The following is a 15,480-nucleotide window of genomic DNA, read 5'->3' as shown; positions in this document are numbered from 1 at the left end:
CTCTGGCTGCTTTTGCGCCTGGTTGATGTCTGTCCGGGATGCGGCTCATGGCGTTGCCACGCCCCCCTTCAGGAGCCGAAGCAAGCATGGAGTGAACAGAGTTGGACAGGTGCGAAAAAAGCAGAACGGGGAACAATCAGAACCCGGTGTCCGCCCCGCTTCCATCAGGTTCCAGGGGGATCCTGGCCACCAGGCGGGCGCCGGCCGGCGCGTCCTCGACCCTGAGGGATCCGCCCAGGCGGGTGGCGATGTCGCGGGCTATGGCCAGGCCCAGGCCCGTGCCTCCCTCGTCGCGGCTGCGGGCGTCGTCGAGGCGGGTGAACCGCTCGAAGACCCGCTCCCGGTGCGCCGGCGCGATGCCCGGACCGTCGTCGCGGACCTCCAGTACGGCGGTGCGCCGGGGCCCGTCGACGCGCAGGACGAGCCGGACCCGCCGGTCGGCGTGGCGCTGGGCGTTGTCCAGCAGGTTGGTGACGAGCCGGGAGAGCCACAGCGTGCTGCCGCGTACGACGGCCTCGGGAGCGATCTCCATGTCGACGGGGATCCGGTCCCGCCGGCGCGAGCGGGCCGCCTCCCGGGCCACGTCCGCCAGGTCGACCGCGGCGTCCGGCGGCGCCTCCCCGGTGTCCAGGCGAGCCAGCAGGAGCAGGTCGGCGGCGAGGTCCTGCAGCCGTACGGTGTCCTCCAGGGCCCCGCTGACCAGCTCGCCCCACAGCGCCGGGTCGGGGTGGGCCTGGGCGACCTCCAGCTGGGTGCGGAGCACGGTGATCGGGCTGCGGAGCTCGTGCGAGGCGTCGGCGATGAACCGGCGCTGGCGGATCCCGGCGGCTTCCAGCCGGTCCAGCGTGGCGTTCATGGTGACGGCGAGCCGCGCGATCTCGTCCTGGCTCCGCGGCACCGGGACCCGCCGGTGCAGGTCGCGGTCGCTGATCGCGGCGACCTCCGCGCGGATCGCCTCGACGGGCCGCAGCGCCCAGCCGGTCACCCGCCAGGTGACCAGGGCCACGGTGAGCACGAGCAGCGGAACCACGACGGCGAGCACGCCGGTGATGACGTCGTCGGCGGTGTCGGCCTCCCGCAGGGAGGTCCCGGCGTACACGGTGACCAGCCCGTCCGCGGTGACGGTGGTGACCTGGACGACGCGGTGGCGGCGGTCGCCGCGCGCCGGGCCCTCCTTCCAGGTGTCGCGGACCGTGCCCGGTCTGCCCGGCCGGGCCGGGGAGAGGGCGGGGCGGCCGGCGAGGTTGGGGCTCGCCGCCAGGACCCGGCCCCGGGCGTCGACGACCTGGACGAAGTCGGCGCCGCGCCCGGGGGTCACCACGGTGTCGAACCGGCCGCCCGCGGCCACGAGACCGGCGGTGGAGAGGGCCTGGCGTTCGGCCGCGGCCTGGGCGTCGCTCATCAGGTTGCCGTCGAGGATCCCGAGCAGGGCGAAGGACGCCGCGCCGAGGGCCAGGGCGACCACCGCGGAGGCGCCGAGCGTGGCCCGGGCGCGGACGGACCGGGGCCGCAGACGCCGCGCGAGGCCGCGTACGGACTTCGGGCGCGGGCCGCGCGCGAGGTCGCGGATCCGGCCGGAGGCGCGCCGGGGAAGGCGGCCGGGGAAACGGGCGGCGGCGCTGCCGGCGCCGCGCTCAGCCACCGTCGGCCGCCAGCCGGTAGCCCGCTCCGCGGACGGTCTCCACGGCGGCCCGGCCGAAGGGTGCGTCGATCTTCCGGCGCAGGGCGCTGACGTGGACCTCGACGACGTTGAGGTCGCCCTCGTACGCCGCGTCCCAGACGTGCTCCAGTATCTCCCGCTTGGGGACGACCTCCCCGGCCCGCCGGGCCAGGTGGACGAGGACCGCGAACTCGCGCGAGGTCAGCCGGGCCTCGGTGCCGGCCCGCGTACACCGCTGCCGGGCCGGGTCGATCACCAGATCGCCGAACTCCATGACCTGCGGGCTGCGGCGGCCGGTGCGCCGGATGAGGGCGCGCAGCCGGGCGACGAGGACCACGTAGGAGAAGGGCTTGGACAGGAAGTCGTCCGCGCCGGTGTCGAGGGCCTCGGCCTCGTCGTACTCCCCGTCCTTGGCGGTGAGCATCAAGATCCCCGACTCGCAGCCGCTCGCGCGCAGCCGGGCGCAGACCCGGTAGCCGTTGAGTCCGGGCAGCATGATGTCGAGCACGATGGCGTCGTAGTCGTGCTCGCCCGCCAGCCACAGCCCCTGCGGGCCGTCGTGGGCCACGTCCACGGTGAAACCCTCGGCCCGCAGACCCCGCTGGAGGGCAGCGGCGAGCCGCCGTTCGTCCTCGACCACCAGTACGCGCATGGGGACAGGTTCTCAGGTCGCGTCGGCCGCTTGCTGAAGAGGTCTTCAGCCGGCTTCAGCAGAGCTTCAGCATCCGGCGCGCAGGATCTGGCGAGCCGGGCAGACGGCTCGGAGAACACGAGGAGCATGTCGATGACTCAGTCCAGTCCCCAGCCCACCGAGCCGCCCGCAGGCCAGGGCGAGGCCAAGACCGCGGCCGACGCGACCGGTGCGGCGGCGGGCCGCCGCGGCCGGCTGGTCCGGCTGGCCCGTGAGGGGCGTACCCGATGGGTGGCCCTCGGGGCGGTCGTCGTGATCGGCGGCGGGTTGGCGGCGGTGGCCGTGGCCGAACACGGTCACAAGGACCACATGCGGGGCGGTTTCGCCGCCAAGGTCCGTGCGCACGGGCCCGGGGAGAAGCCGATGAAGGGGTGGGAGGGCCCGATGCCGCGCAAGGGCGGCGAGCCCGAGGTCGTCGACGGCGACCGCGTCTTCCCGGGCGACCGCGGGCCGGCGGGCCGCGGTCCCGGGGGCCGGGCGGACGGCTCCGCCAAGGCCGCCCCGGTGCCGCTGCCCGCACTGACGGCGGCGCAGGCCGTGGAGAAGGCCACGGCCGCCGTCGAGGGCGGCAAGCTCGAATCGCTGCGGGCCGTGGCCCAGGAGGGCGGCGGCAGCGCCTGGCTGGCCGTCGTCCTCGGTCCGGACGGGGTCCGGCACGCCGTGACCCTGGCCGGCGCCGACGGCGCGGTCACCGGCAACACCGTCGCCGGCAAGGGGCCGGTCGGCCCCCGCTGACCGTGCCGGGGATCGACGGCCGGGCCGCGTACCGCCCGGCCGTCAGTCGTCGCGGCCCACGGAGTCCAGGACGGCGAGGTCCACGGCGGACAGCCGCAGGGAGGCCGCGGCCACGTTGGCGTTGAGGTGGTCCGGGTTCCCCGTACCGGGGATGGCCAGGACGTGCGGTCCGCGGTGCAGGGTCCACGCCAGCCGGATCTCGGCGGCGCCCACCCCGTGGGCGCGGGCGACGCGGAGCACCTCCGGGTGCTCGGCGCCGCTCGCGCCCGCTTCGCGTCCCGTGCCGGCGATCGAGTAGAACGGCACGTACGCGACCCCCTGCTCCCCGCAGGTGCGCAGGAACGCCTCCTCCTCGGGCCGGGCGCCGAGCCCGTACAGGTTCTGTACGCAGACCACCGGCGCGATGGCCCGGGCTTCGGCGAGGTGCTCGGGCTGGACGTTGGACAGGCCGAGGTGGCGGATGAGTCCCGCCTCGCGCAGGTCGGCCAGGGCGCCGAAGCGCTCGGCGATCGAATCGGTCCCGACGATGCGCAGGTTCACCACGTCCAGGTGGTCGCGGCCGAGCTGGCGCAGGTTCTCCTCGACCTGGCCGCGCAGCTGCCCGGGGGTGGCGTGCGGCAGGAACTCCCCCGACAGGGCCCGGCCGGGGCCGACCTTGGTGGTGATGACGAGGTCGTCCGGGTAGGGGGCGAGGGCCGCGTTGATCAGCTCGTTCGCGGAGCGCAGCGGGGAGAAGTAGAAGGCGGCGGTGTCGATGTGGTTCACGCCGAGCTCGACGGCGCGGCGCAGGACGGCGATCGCCCGGCCGCGGTCGGTGGGGGCGGCGCCGGGGGCGAACGCCGGGCCGTTCTGGGTCAGGCGCATCGCGCCGAAGCCGAGGCGGTTCACTTCGAGGTCGCCGAGCCGCCAGGTGCCGGAGGCGGCCGCGGTGACGGCCTGAGCGGGTGTGTCGGTCGTGGAGGTTGCGGAGGCCTCGGAGGTCGCGGAGGTCGTGGAGGCAGTGGAGGTCGTGGAGGTCATGCCGGAATGATCTGCGCGCGGTAGGGTCGGGGCCATTGATTCGGGCATGTGTGAATCCAAGGGGTGGTCCCGCTGGCGGAGTTGGCGTTCTCGGCGGGTGATCTGGCGCAGATGAGGTTCGCCGTCTCCCCGCTCTGGGAGGTGGTGACCAGCTTCCGGCGGCTGCTGAACGACGGGGCCCTGTCGCCCGTGTACCGGCCCTGGGCGGAGCAGGTGCGGCCCCGGCTGGCGGCCGCCGGGCTGGACCGGCGGTGGCTCGCCGAGCTGATCCCGTCCTCGAAGTACGTGCCCCACTTCCTCAACCCCGCGCCCGCCGGACCGGCCCCCGCCCTGGCGGCGGAGCTGGCCGAGCTGGTGGCGGCCCCCGCCGAGACGGTTCGGCGCAATCTCGACCACCTGCGCCACCACCAGGGTTCGCTCGGCCCCCGCGCACGGTCCCTGTACGCGGATCCGCCGGCCCGCCTGCCGCGGCTGGCGCAGGAGGTCGAGGCGTACTGGAAGCTGGCGCTCGCCCCCTACTGGGCGCGGATCCGCGCGGTGCTGGAGGCCGATGTCTTCCACCGGGCTCGGCAGGCCGCCGAGCAGGGCGCGGGCCGGGTCATCAACGAGCTGCACAGTGCCGTGCGTTGGGATGAGAACGCGCTGAGCCTGGTGCGCCGCACCCGGCCGCTGACCCGGGAGATGGCGGGCCGGGGGCTGCTGCTGGTGCCCTCGGCCTTCCTCGGGCCGGGACTGCTGACCCGGATGACTCCGCCGGATCCGCCGCAGATCGCCTACCCGGCGCGCGGGGTCGGCGCGCTGTGGGCGTCCCGGCCGCCGACCGCGAAGGCGGATGCCGTCGCCGCGGTGCTCGGCCGTTCCCGGACCCTGCTGCTGGCGGAGCTGGAGGCCCCGGCCTCCACCACCGAACTGGCCCGGCGTACGGGGCTGTCGGCGGCCGGGGTGTCCCAGAACCTGACCGCGCTGCGCGCCGCGGGCCTGGTCAGCGCGCACCGGGCGGGCCGCTCGGTGCTGTACGCCCGCACCGCCGTCGCCGAGACCCTGCTCGGCGCGGACACCCCCTAGGGGGTGTCGCCCGCCCACACGGTCGGCTTGCGCTCCGCCCAGGGGTCGGCCTTCTCCAGTTGCGCGGCGAGCCGGAAGAGCACGTCCTCGCGTCCGTAGCCGGCGGCGAACTGGACACCGATCGGCAGGCCGGTGACCGGGTCGGATCCGAGCGGCACCGACATGGCGGGCGTGCCGGCGACGTTGAAGGCGGCCGTGAACGGCGAGCGGTGGAACAGGTGCTCCACCCAGCCCGGCCCGTCGGCGTTCTCCGCCCCCTGTCCATAGGTGTTCAGGGCCACGGGCAGCTCGGGGAGCGTGGGTGTCAGCAGCAGGTCCCGGGCCTCGAAGTGGGCCCCGATCGAGCGGGCGACCCGGTTGCGCACGTCGAGGGCGTGCACGAACTCCGCGCCGCTCACCGTGAGTCCCCACGCGTAGCTCGCGAGCATCTCGGGCTCGACGGTGGACTCGTCCACGGGCCGGCCGAACGCCCCGGCGAAGCCGTCGATCCACTGCACCAGGTTCGCGCACCACAGGCGGGCGTTGGCGAGGACGAACTCCTCCCAGCTCACGCCGAGGTCCACGGTGGTGACGTCGACCTGGTGCCCGAGTGATTCCAGCAGCCGGGCGGCGGCCAGGGTGGCCCCGGTCACAGCCGGTTCCACGGCACGTCCGCTCCCGGGAGCGGTCACCAGGCCGACGCGCAGGCGGCCGGGTTCCCTGGTGATCTCTTCGAGGTACGGGCGACGGGGGCGCTCCGCGAAGTAGGGGTCGCCGGTTTCCGGGCCCTGGATCAGATCGAGCAGGGCGGCGCTGTCCCGCACGGTCCGGCTGAGTCCGCCGTGCACGGCGAGACCGTTGAAGACCTCGTCGGCGTCCGGCCCCATGGAGACCCGGCCCCGGGTGGGCTTGAGCCCGAACAGCCCGGTGCTGGCGGCCGGTACCCGGATCGATCCCGCGGCATCGGTGGCGTGCGCGAGGGGAGTCACGCCGGCGGCGACGGCCGCGGCCGACCCGCCGCTGGAGCCGCCCGGTGTCCGGGTGAGGTCCCAGGGGTTGCGGGCGGCTCCGTACAGGACCGGCTCCGTGGTCGTGCTGAAGGCGAATTCGGGCGTGCCCGTGCGGCCCACCGTCACCAGGCCGGCCCGGCGGAACCTCCGCATCAGGAAGGAGTCCTCCCCCGCCACGTTGCCGGCGGCGAGGCGGCTGCCCCACTCGACGCGCTTGCCCTTCATGGACACGGCCACGTCCTTGATGAGGAACGGCACGCCGGCGAGCGGGGTGCCGCCCGGGGCCGGGGCGTCCTCGGCGGGCCAGCTCTCCACGACGGCGTTGATCCGCGGATTCACCGCCGCCATCGCGGCCTGGGCCGCGTCGGTGAGCTCCGCCCGGGTCACCTCTCCCCGGGCCACGAGCCCGGCCAGTCCCACCGCGTCGTACCGGGTGTATTCGTGCAGCTCCACGGAGTCCCACCTCTGCTTCCGATCGGTCCCGTGCGATACCGATCGGTATCGTTTGGGGGCGGTCGGTAACGTAACATGGCCCGAGAGACGCCGGCCAGCGCGACCGAAGCGAGGCACACCATGACGAGCAGCACCCCGAGGCCGGGGCGGGACTCGAGGGTTCCCCGCCTCCCGCCGCGCGAGCGCATCCTCGACGCGGCCGAGGAACTGTTCCTGCGCGAGGGCGTCAGGGCCGTCGGAGTCCAGGCCATCGCCGAGCGGGCGAAGACCACGAAGATGGCGCTCTACCGTCACTTCGCCACCAAGGACGCGCTCATCGAGGAGTGGCTGAGGATCGTCGCGGCGGGGTACTCGACCGCCTTCGACCGGGTGGAGGCCGAGCATGCGGACGACGGCCGGGCCCAAGTGCTCGGTGTGGCACGTTTCGTCGCCGACGGGCTGCCGGACATCGTCCGGCGGGGCTGCCCGTTCGTGAACTCCATCGCCGGCCTGGGCGATCCCGGCCATCCGGCCCGCCTGCTGATCGAGACCCACAAGGCCGATCAGCGGCGCCGCCTCACGGCCATGTGCGAGCGGGCGGGCGCGCACGCGCCCGACGACGTCTCCGCGGAGATCACCTTCCTCCTGGAGGGCGCCCAGGTCAGCGCGCAGAACGGGAGCGTCGACCGTGCGGGCGAGAGGCTCGTGGCGGCGGTCACGGCAGTTCTGGACCGGGGGGCGGTGCGGGAGGAACGCCGATGAGTCCTGAAGGGAGCCCTCCAGGACTCATCGGCGTTCCTCCCGAGGGACTCGGCCCCCAGAAGGGTCGGATCCCTAGAAGGGCTTGGTGGGGAGGTACTTGCCGTCAAGGGTGATGACGGCGCGCTCTCCGCCCTCCGGGTCGGCGACCTTCTTGACGTCCAGCTTGAAGTTGATCGCGCTGATGATGCCGTCGCCCAGCTGCTCGTGGACCAGGGCCTTGAGGGTGGTGCCGTAGACCTGGAGCATCTCGTGGAAGCGGTAGATCGTCGGGTCGGTCGGGATGCCGCCGGGGATCGAGCCACGGGTCGGGATGGTCCGGAGGAGCCGCGCGGCGTCGGCGTCGAGGCCGAGGAGCTCGGCGACGGCCTCGGCGGAGGCCGCCGGCAGGGGGTGCTGGCCGAGCACCGCGGCGGTGACGAAGGCGACGGACAGGCCGGCCGCGTCGGCGATCTGCTGCCAGGAGAGGTCCTTGCGGGTCTTGGCGTCGACGGCGGCGACGGCCAGGGCCTGGCGGGCGGAGGGGTCGAACTGGGCGTGGATCATGCGAGGTTCCTTACGGGGTGGAGTGGTGGGTTCGGGGCGGTCGGCAGGGCGTTCAGGCCGCGAGGGCGGCGGACCGGCCGGCGGCCGGGGCGATCCGCTCGACCGTGCCGGTGGGGATGTCGTACACCCAGCCGTGCAGGGTGACGGTCCCGGCTGCCAGGGCGCGGGCCACCGCGGGGTGCGTGGCGAGGTTCGCGAGCTGCGCGGCGACGTTGGTGCGGATCAGGGCCCCGAGCTCGCGCGGCGGCGCGTCGGCCGAAGCGTCGACGGGTGCCCCGGCGGGGGCCGCGTAGCGCAGCCAGCGGGCGACGGCGGGCAGCTCCGCGAGGTCCTGCCCGGCGGCGAGCGCGGTCATGGCGCCGCAGGCGGAGTGTCCGCAGACCACGATGTCGCTCACGCCGAGGACGGCGACCGCGTACTCGATGCTGGCGGCGACGCCGTCACCGCCAGCATCGCCGTCGCCGCCGTCCACGACCTCCGCGTGGGCCGGTACGAGGTTCCCGGCGGTCCGGATGACGAACAGCTCGCCCGGCTCCCGCTGGGTGATCAGCTCCGGGACGACGCGGGCGTCGGAGCAGCCGATGAAGAGCGTCTGCGGCCGGTGGGTGGTCGCCAGGTGGGCGAAGAGCTCCGCCTTTGCCGGGAAGACGTCCTGTTGAAAGTGCGCGAGGCCCTCGCTGAGGTCGTGCACGGTCACTCCCTTCGGTGGTGCCGGCCCTGGTCGGGCTGACGAGATCCACCATGCATGACCTGTGTCTATAGTGTCCAAGACATGCTGAGCATGATCGCTATTGCTGCGATCTATACTCATGTCCATGCCTCTGGAACTGCGCCATCTCCGCTATCTGCTGGCCGTGGCCGAACACGGCAGCTTCACCCGCGCCGCCGAGGAGCTGCACATCTCGCAGCCCACGCTGTCGCAGCAGGTCAAGCAGTTGGAGCGGACCGTGGGCGTCCAGCTGCTGGACCGTACGGGGCGCGCCGTACGCCTGACCGACGCCGGCGCGACCTTCGTCCCGTACGCGCGCCGCGCACTCCAGGACCTGGCCACCGCCGAGCGGGCCGTACTCGACGTCGCGGACCTGTCCCGCGGCAGCCTGCGCCTCGCGATGACCCCGACCTTCACCGCGTACCTCCTGGGCCCGCTCGCCGCGGAACTCCACGCCCGCCACCCCGGAATCACCCTGAACGTCAAGGAGATGACGCAGGGCCGGCTGGAGTCGGCACTGCTGGCCGACTCCGTCGACCTCGGCATCGCCTTCTCGGGCGCGTACCTGCCCGGCATCGGCGCCACCGACCTGTTCACCGAGACCCTCGGCCTCGTCGTCGGCCCCGACCACCCGCACGCCGGCCGCACCGAACCCCTGCCGGTGTCCGAACTCCCTTTCTGTCCCCTCGCGTTGCTCAGCGAGGACTTCGCCACGCGGGCCCACATCGACGCGTACTTCCGCCGGCACGGCGTGGCACCGCGGATCGCGGTCGAGGCCAACTCCATCAGCGCCCTCACCGAGATCGTCCGGCGCACCGGGCTGGCCACGGTGCTCCCCGACGCCCTCACCCGCGACGACACCCCGCTGCACCCCGTCCCGCTCGCGCCCGCCCTCCCCGCGCGAACCGTGGTCCTGCTGCGCCGCGAGAGCGCGTATGAGAGCGCCGCCGCCCGGGCCTTCACCTCGCTCGCCCGGCAGTGGACGCACCCCTGAACCTGCCGGTCAGAGGGCGAACACCACCGACGCCTCGGCGGCGTACGCCCGCAGCTGCGGTTCCAGGACGGCCGGGGCCGCGGCGCCCGCGGGCAGCAGGCGGCCGGCCTCGTCCTCGGTGGCGTGGCTCAGCAGCCAGGCACGGGACCACACCGGGTCCGCGGACCGGTCCGCGCCGCGGATGCGGGCCCGCGCGGCGGCGTAGGCGGCGCCGGGCACCCGGCGGGCGATGACCGGGAGGACGTGCTCCTCCTCGGCTTCGATGTGCGCGGCGAGCAGGTCCCGCTGGTCGGCGAGGAGCCCGGCCAACCGCCCCGCGTGGCGGCCGGGTTCGGCGGCGAAGCGGGCGGCGGCCGCGTCGCAGTCGGCCTGGAGCGCGTCGAGCGCCTCGCGGTCGGCGACGAAGCGGACGATGCCGGCCACCGCCTCGGCCGCGTCGGGGACGGCGTCCAGGACGACCGGCCACAGGACCTCGTCCTCGCGGTGGTGGCCGCGTACGACGTCGTTGTAGCGGAGTACGTACCCGGCGATGGCCTCCGCGCGCTCGGGCGCAGCCGGTTCGGCGGCCGCGGCGAGAGCGGCGAGCAGCCCGGCGAGGCGCTCGATGTCGGCAAGGATCGCGCGGTGGGTGACCCGGACGCCGGTGAGGTCGGCAGCCGCCGGGCCGTAGGGCCTCGCGGGGGCGACGTGTTCGCTGTCCATACGGACGACTGTGCGCGCCCCGGCTCAGCATCGGGTCAACGTCCGATGAACGCCACCCGTCCACCGCGTCATAGGCTCGGGGTGCGTCCGGTCACCACCCCCGTCCGGTCACGATCCCGTCCGGTCATCACCTCCTCCGGAAACCACCCCTCCGGTAACCGCCCCGTCCAGTCACCAACCCGTCCAGTCACCACACCGTCCAGTCACCACACCGGGAGCACCCCCGCCATGCCGCCCACCGGTCCCCAGTCCGTCGACCGCGCGCTCGCGATCCTCGACGCCGTCGCCGACGCGCCCGGACCGGTCGGCGCCAAGGCCCTGGCGCGCCGGATGGAGTGTTCGCTGTCCACCGCGTACCACCTCCTGGCCCCGCTCACCGCACGCGGGTACCTCGTCCGCACCGCGCAGGGGTACGTGCTGGGACCCCGGATCCCCGGGCTGCACCGGAGCCTGCTGCGCCATCTGGAGCCCGCGCCGCGCATGGCCGATCTGCTGACCCGGCTGCGCCGGACCACCGGCGCGGAGGCGTACTACACCGCCTACCGGGGCGGCCTGATCACGGTCGTCGACACCACCGCCCCGGTCACGGACGCGGCGAATCCGTTCGCCCCCGGGCGGGAGACCCGGGCGCACGCCACCGCGCACGGCAAGGCGCTGCTCGCCGAACTGCCCCGGCCACTGCGGCGGCGGTATCTGGCCGAGCACGGGATGGCCCGCCTGACCGGGGCCACCATCACCAGCGCCGGGCTGCTGGAGGCGGAACTGTCCCGGGTCCGCGGGCAGGGCTTCGCCGTGTCGGTCGGCGAGGCCGATCCCGCGTACACCTGCCTGGCCGTCGCCCTGCCGCGCGGCCGGGACCACGACGGCGACGCGGTCCACGCCCTGTCGGTGTCGCTGCCGACCGAGGACTTCCGGCGGCGCCCGCGGGAGATCCGCACGGCGCTCGGTCAAGCGGCGGCGGAGTGCGCCTGAGCCCGCCCGGCGCGCGGTTTTCCGACGCTGCCGGAAATACGGCGCGATGGGGATGCGCGGGGCCCGGCGGGGTGCCAGGCTGGTCGGCATGATCTTCATCGCCGTCAGGTTCGACGTCCGTCCGGAGCACAGCGACAACTGGCTCACGCTCGTCGACGACTTCACCAAGGCCACCCGCAACGAGCCGGGCAACCTCTTCTACGACTGGTCGCGCAGCGTCGACGACCCCACCAAGTACACGCTCCTGGAAGCCTTCACCGACGCCGAGGCGGGCGCCGCGCACGTGGCGTCCGACCACTTCAAGGCCGGCATGGAGACCCTCGCCGGCGCCATCGCCAGCACGCCGGAGATCATCCACGTCGAGGTGCCCGGCCAGGGCTGGAGCGCCATGGCCGAGCTGTCCCCCCGTAGCTGAACCGCCCGGGGCGGCGGCACCGCCGCTACGAGGAGAGCCCCAGCAGGCGGGCCGCCGTCTCGCGCATCTCGACCTTGCGGACCTTGCCGGTCACGGTCATCGGGAACTCCTCCACGACGTGCACGTACCGCGGGATCTTGAAGTGGGCCAGCCGTCCGTCGCAGTACGCGCGGACGGCCGCCGCGGTCAGCGGCCGCGCCCCCTCGCGCATCCGCACCCACGCCATCAGCTCCTCGCCGTACTTGGCGTCGGGGACACCGATGACCTGCACGTCCAGGACCTCCGGATGGCCGTGGAGGAACTCCTCGATCTCACGCGGGTACACGTTCTCCCCGCCCCGGATCACCATGTCCTTGATGCGGCCGGTGATGCTCAGGTAGCCGTCCCCGTCCATCACCGCCAGGTCCCCGGTGTGCATCCAGCGCGCCGCGTCGACGGCCTCGGCGGTGCGCTCCGGCTCGCCCCAGTAGCCGAGCATCACCGAGTAGCCGCGGGTGCACAGCTCCCCCGGCTCCCCGCGCGGCACGGTCCGCCCCGACTGCGGATCGACCACCTTGACCTCCAGGTGCGGTCCGACGCGGCCCACCGTGGACACCCGGCGCTCGACCGAGTCGTCGGCGCGGGTCTGGGTGGACACCGGCGAGGTCTCCGTCATCCCGTAGCAGATGGACACCTCGCGCATGCCCATCCGGTCGATGACCTCCTTCATCACCTCGACCGGGCAGGGCGAGCCCGCCATGATGCCCGTACGCAGGCTGGACAGGTCGTACGCGTCGAAGCCGGGCGCGGCGAGCTCGGCGATGAACATCGTGGGGACCCCGTACAGGGAGGTGCACGACTCGGCCTCGACCGCGGCGAGGGTGGCCGCCGGGTCGAACGCCGGCGCCGGGATGACCATCGCCGCGCCGTGACTGGTGCAGGCGAGGTTGCCCATCACCATGCCGAAGCAGTGGTAGAAGGGCACCGGGATGCAGACCCGGTCCAGCTCGGTGTAGTGGCACAACTCGCCGACGAAGAAGCCGTTGTTGAGGATGTTGTGGTGCGAGAGGGTCGCGCCCTTGGGGAAGCCCGTGGTCCCCGAGGTGTACTGGATGTTGACGGGGTCGTCCGGGCTCAGCTCCGCCGCCGCGCGGACCAGGTCCGCCGGGTCGCCGCGGCGGCCCCGCTCCAGGAGGGAGGTCCACCGCGGGCCCTCCAGCAGGACGGTGAACTCCAGATCCGGGCAGCGCGGCCCCACCTCCTCGATCATCCCGGCGTAGTCGGAGGACTTGAAGCGCTCCGCCGCGACGAGCAGCCGGATCCCGGCCTGGCGCAGGACGTACTCCACCTCGTGCGAGCGGTACGCCGGGTTGACGGTGACGAGGATCGCCCCGATCTTGGCGGTGGCGTACTGCACCAGCGTCCACTCGGCGCGGTTGGGGGCCCAGATACCGACCCGGTCGCCCTTGACGATGCCCAGGTCCAGCAGGCCCAGTGCGAGGGCGTCGACGTCGGCGGCGAGCTCCGCGTAGGTCCACCGAAGCCCGGCGGCGAGGTCGACGAGGGCGTCGCGGTCGGGGAACCGGCGGACGGTGCGGTCCAGGTTCTCGCCGATCGTGTCGCCCAGCAGCGGTACTTCGAAGACCCCGGACGCGTAACTCGACGACGCTGTGTTCGACGGCGCGGTGCTCGACGCGGCAGACACACGTACCTCCTGGACTCGGTGGCGGGGCGGGGCCCGGCGGGCCGGCGCCCCCTCATGATCCTCTTCGTCCCCGGCCCCGGCCACCCTCCGGACGCCGTTACCCCCGAGGGTGTGCACCGATCAGTCTTCCGTGTTCGGTCCTCAGCGCAGGCAGCCGACGATCCTGACGGAGGTCTCCGCGCTGCCGCTGAGTCCCGACGCCGGATCGGTGGCGGTGAACACCAGCTTGTACGTCCCGTCCGGCAGCAGGGGGACGAGGAAGCGGCCGGCCGCGCCCGCGCCCAGCGTCACCGGCCCGTTCGGCCCGTTGATCCGCCAGCTCGTGTACTGCGGGTCGGTGAGGGGCCGGTCACCCGGGCGGGTCCGGGCCGTTCCGGCGAACGGCTCCTCGCAGCCGCGCCGCAACTGACCGCCGCCGGACGGCTGCTGGATGGAGACCGCCGGGGCCTGCGGCTGCTGCCGGGTCGGCGAACCGCTCTGCGAGGGGGTGCCCGGCCGGGTCGGGCCGCTCCCGGTCGGGGTCCCGGGACGGTTGGGACCGCCGGGGGTCGCAGACGTACCCGGCGAGGCGGACGGGCCCGTCGTGGGCGAAGCGCCGGGCGCCGGGGCGGAGGGCGAGGACGAGGGCGGCGTGGCGCCCGTGCCGTCCGTCGGGGCCGGAGCCGGATCGAGGGCGTGCGGCAGATCCGGCTTGGTGACGGTGGGCGGGGAAGGCGCCTTCGCGGGCTCGGTGGCCTTGGCGTCGATCGTGGCGCAGACCGCGCTGGCGACCAGCTCCTGGCTGTCCGGCACCGGCGAGACGTGCAGCTCCTGGTCGTCCGGGCCGCGGCGGTGCGTGTCGAAGTAGCCGTTGCCGGTGAGCGTCTCCCGGTCGCTGTGCTCGACCCAGACCGAGTCGTAGTAGTCGAGACCGGCCTTCTGCTGGTTCCTGCCGGTGACGTGCCAGGCCGTCACCTTGTGGCCCGAGGGCTCACCGGCCGCCGGCGCGTCGGCCGGGGCGTACAGCCAGCCGTCGCCGAAGAAGCGCGTCGGGGCCTCCGAGGTGCCCTGCTCGTTGGCCGCGGGGAACTGGAAGCCGCCGCCGACCACCAGCTTCCCCTTGGGACAGGACACGGCCGCGTCCGTGCTGCCGCCCGCGGCCACCGCCACCTTGACGGTGGCCACGGACACGCTCCCCAGCCGAACGCAGATCGGGCGGACGGTGACCGCGTAGTTCGCCTCCGGTGGCTGCGGGTCCTCGATCCGGGTCTGGCGCGTGATGAAATCGGACGCGCGGACCGGGAACACGCCGCTGCTCAGCCGGCTGCCCGGGTTGAGCGTGACAGAGGGCACGGCCTTGGCCGCGCCGGAGAACGCCGACTTCGTGGTCAGGCTGTCGAGCGGGACCGGCGCGACCGCGCGGCCCGCCACGCTGCGGCCCGACCGGAACTCGGTGCCCAGCGAGGTGAAGTCGCCGGGGCAGGAGGGCGAGGCGGAGGCGTGCTTGACCGCGTCCACGAACGGCCCGTCGGTCGTGAGGTCGTGGATCGTCCCGCCACCGCTGGCACTGGTGATCTTGTTGCCCCGGTCGTGGAAGGCGTGCGCCTGCTCCGACCACGTGACGCCGCCCAGGAACTCCGGTTTCGCGTTGACGCACAGCGCGTACGAGGTGAGGGTGGCGGGCGCGGCGTCCGGGTTGTACGCGGCCACCAGCCAGGCGTCCCCCGCGAAGAGGCTGCTCGTGGCGAAGCCCGTACCGGTGACGGAGTACCCGCCGCCGAGCGCCCTCTCGTGGGGCAGGCAGGCGGCGACCGCGGACTGCTCCCCTCCCGGCGCGACCGATACGGAGGCGCTGCGCTGCACGACGGCCAGGTGCGGGCCGCCGCCCAGCGCCCATACCCCGGCCCCCACCGCGCCCGACACCACCAGGGCGCCCGCGGCGGCCACGGCGGCCGTTTTGACAGTGATCGCGCTCCCCAGCTTCGCGAAGACTCCAGAGCCCATCGTCGATGCCCCTCCCCCGGCCGCACGGCCCGCACCTCCCCGCAGCTGCGGGGCGTGGGCAATGTAGCGCTGCGTGCGACACACGTCACAGAGGCGTGAAGTATCGGTTCTGCCACAGACTTCC

Annotated in this window: 15 protein-coding genes; 6 read left to right on the top strand and 9 right to left on the bottom strand. The window is 74.0% G+C overall.

Translation table 11 applies throughout. The features are described from left to right. Positions 1-136: 136 nt before the first annotated feature. Together ADK52_RS25860 and ADK52_RS25855 are read right to left on the bottom strand one after the other, a co-directional pair. Positions 137-1,513, bottom strand: a complete 1,377-nt coding sequence (locus tag ADK52_RS25860; RefSeq protein ID WP_053692255.1) for a sensor histidine kinase — start codon at positions 1,511-1,513, stop codon at positions 137-139. 121 nt (positions 1,514-1,634) lie between these two features. Beyond that, on the bottom strand, positions 1,635-2,312 hold the full coding sequence (locus tag ADK52_RS25855) for a response regulator transcription factor (RefSeq protein ID WP_053692227.1): 678 nt from the start codon (positions 2,310-2,312) through the stop codon (positions 1,635-1,637). Between the two features lie 132 nt (positions 2,313-2,444). On the opposite strand from ADK52_RS25855, the gene ADK52_RS25850 reads away from it, so the two are divergent. Continuing rightward, positions 2,445-3,086, top strand: coding sequence for a hypothetical protein (locus ADK52_RS25850; protein WP_053692226.1), 642 nt, complete (start codon positions 2,445-2,447; stop codon positions 3,084-3,086). Positions 3,087-3,128: 42 nt separating this feature from the next. Here the strand turns inward: ADK52_RS25850 and ADK52_RS25845 are convergent, their stop codons facing one another. Further along, on the bottom strand, positions 3,129-4,106 hold the full coding sequence (locus ADK52_RS25845) for an aldo/keto reductase (protein WP_078988594.1): 978 nt from the start codon (positions 4,104-4,106) through the stop codon (positions 3,129-3,131). 111 nt (positions 4,107-4,217) lie between these two features. Here ADK52_RS25845 and ADK52_RS25840 point away from each other — a divergent pair, with 111 nt between their 5' ends. Next, positions 4,218-5,171, top strand: a complete 954-nt coding sequence (locus ADK52_RS25840) for an ArsR/SmtB family transcription factor (protein WP_182508721.1) — start codon at positions 4,218-4,220, stop codon at positions 5,169-5,171. Here the strand turns inward: ADK52_RS25840 and ADK52_RS25835 are convergent. Then, positions 5,168-6,613, bottom strand: coding sequence for an amidase (locus tag ADK52_RS25835; RefSeq protein WP_053692225.1), 1,446 nt, complete (start codon positions 6,611-6,613; stop codon positions 5,168-5,170). The genes ADK52_RS25840 and ADK52_RS25835 overlap by 4 nt on opposite strands. 120 nt (positions 6,614-6,733) lie before the next feature. Here ADK52_RS25835 and ADK52_RS25830 point away from each other — a divergent pair, with 120 nt between their 5' ends. Next, entirely contained in the window at positions 6,734-7,354 is a 621-nt protein-coding gene (locus ADK52_RS25830; protein ID WP_053692224.1) for a TetR/AcrR family transcriptional regulator, read from the top strand. 72 nt (positions 7,355-7,426) lie between these two features. Here the strand turns inward: ADK52_RS25830 and cynS are convergent, their stop codons facing one another. Together cynS and ADK52_RS25820 are read right to left on the bottom strand one after the other, a co-directional pair. Further along, positions 7,427-7,897: a cyanase gene (gene cynS / locus ADK52_RS25825; protein ID WP_053692223.1), complete on the bottom strand. Its 471-nt coding sequence runs from the start codon at positions 7,895-7,897 to the stop codon at positions 7,427-7,429. Between the two features lie 52 nt (positions 7,898-7,949). Further along, positions 7,950-8,588 carry a carbonic anhydrase gene (locus ADK52_RS25820; RefSeq protein WP_053692252.1) on the bottom strand — a complete coding sequence of 213 codons (639 nt, stop codon included), beginning with the start codon at positions 8,586-8,588 and terminating at the stop codon, positions 7,950-7,952. Between the two features lie 124 nt (positions 8,589-8,712). On the opposite strand from ADK52_RS25820, the gene cynR reads away from it, so the two are divergent. Next, on the top strand, positions 8,713-9,600 hold the full coding sequence (cynR, locus tag ADK52_RS25815; RefSeq protein ID WP_053692251.1) for a transcriptional regulator CynR: 888 nt from the start codon (positions 8,713-8,715) through the stop codon (positions 9,598-9,600). A 9-nt stretch (positions 9,601-9,609) separates the two neighbouring features. Here the strand turns inward: cynR and ADK52_RS25810 are convergent, their stop codons facing one another. Then, positions 9,610-10,302, bottom strand: a complete 693-nt coding sequence (locus tag ADK52_RS25810) for a hemerythrin domain-containing protein (RefSeq protein WP_053692222.1) — start codon at positions 10,300-10,302, stop codon at positions 9,610-9,612. Positions 10,303-10,530: 228 nt separating this feature from the next. Here ADK52_RS25810 and ADK52_RS25805 point away from each other — a divergent pair, with 228 nt between their 5' ends. Together ADK52_RS25805 and ADK52_RS25800 are read left to right on the top strand one after the other, a co-directional pair. Next, on the top strand, positions 10,531-11,274 hold the full coding sequence (locus ADK52_RS25805) for an IclR family transcriptional regulator (RefSeq protein WP_053692221.1): 744 nt from the start codon (positions 10,531-10,533) through the stop codon (positions 11,272-11,274). An 88-nt stretch (positions 11,275-11,362) separates the two neighbouring features. Continuing rightward, a complete protein-coding gene (locus ADK52_RS25800; protein WP_053692250.1) occupies positions 11,363-11,689 on the top strand; it encodes a putative quinol monooxygenase in 327 nt (108 codons plus the stop codon). A 25-nt stretch (positions 11,690-11,714) separates the two neighbouring features. On the opposite strand, the gene ADK52_RS25795 is transcribed toward ADK52_RS25800, so the two are convergent. Both ADK52_RS25795 and ADK52_RS25790 read right to left on the bottom strand, forming a co-directional pair. Beyond that, positions 11,715-13,373, bottom strand: a complete 1,659-nt coding sequence (locus ADK52_RS25795; RefSeq protein ID WP_053692220.1) for an AMP-binding protein — start codon at positions 13,371-13,373, stop codon at positions 11,715-11,717. A 141-nt stretch (positions 13,374-13,514) separates the two neighbouring features. Then, complete coding sequence (locus ADK52_RS25790; protein WP_053692219.1) at positions 13,515-15,356, bottom strand: hypothetical protein; 1,842 nt, start codon at positions 15,354-15,356, stop codon at positions 13,515-13,517. Between the last annotated feature and the right edge of the window lie 124 nt (positions 15,357-15,480).

Source organism: Streptomyces sp. WM6372 (assembly GCF_001279655.1).
In the GTDB taxonomy this organism is placed as follows: Bacteria; Actinomycetota; Actinomycetes; order Streptomycetales; family Streptomycetaceae; genus Streptomyces.
The sequence above is the reverse complement of the archived record's forward strand: the minus strand, read 5'-3'. Positions and strand labels throughout refer to the sequence as shown.

What these genes read in the sequence shown, in the direction of transcription:
- ADK52_RS25855 (WP_053692227.1), bottom strand. Translation starts at nt 2,312, where the DNA reads ATGCGCGTACTGGTGGTCGAGGACGAACGGCGGCTCGCCGCTGCCCTC.
- ADK52_RS25850 (WP_053692226.1), top strand. Translation starts at nt 2,445, where the DNA reads ATGACTCAGTCCAGTCCCCAGCCCACCGAGCCGCCCGCAGGCCAGGGC.
- ADK52_RS25845 (WP_078988594.1), bottom strand. Translation starts at nt 4,106, where the DNA reads ATGACCTCCACGACCTCCACTGCCTCCACGACCTCCGCGACCTCCGAG.
- ADK52_RS25840 (WP_182508721.1), top strand. Translation starts at nt 4,218, where the DNA reads ATGAGGTTCGCCGTCTCCCCGCTCTGGGAGGTGGTGACCAGCTTCCGG.
- ADK52_RS25830 (WP_053692224.1), top strand. Translation starts at nt 6,734, where the DNA reads ATGACGAGCAGCACCCCGAGGCCGGGGCGGGACTCGAGGGTTCCCCGC.
- cynS (WP_053692223.1), bottom strand. Translation starts at nt 7,897, where the DNA reads ATGATCCACGCCCAGTTCGACCCCTCCGCCCGCCAGGCCCTGGCCGTC.
- cynR (WP_053692251.1), top strand. Translation starts at nt 8,713, where the DNA reads ATGCCTCTGGAACTGCGCCATCTCCGCTATCTGCTGGCCGTGGCCGAA.
- ADK52_RS25810 (WP_053692222.1), bottom strand. Translation starts at nt 10,302, where the DNA reads ATGGACAGCGAACACGTCGCCCCCGCGAGGCCCTACGGCCCGGCGGCT.
- ADK52_RS25805 (WP_053692221.1), top strand. Translation starts at nt 10,531, where the DNA reads ATGCCGCCCACCGGTCCCCAGTCCGTCGACCGCGCGCTCGCGATCCTC.
- ADK52_RS25800 (WP_053692250.1), top strand. Translation starts at nt 11,363, where the DNA reads ATGATCTTCATCGCCGTCAGGTTCGACGTCCGTCCGGAGCACAGCGAC.
- ADK52_RS25790 (WP_053692219.1), bottom strand. Translation starts at nt 15,356, where the DNA reads ATGGGCTCTGGAGTCTTCGCGAAGCTGGGGAGCGCGATCACTGTCAAA.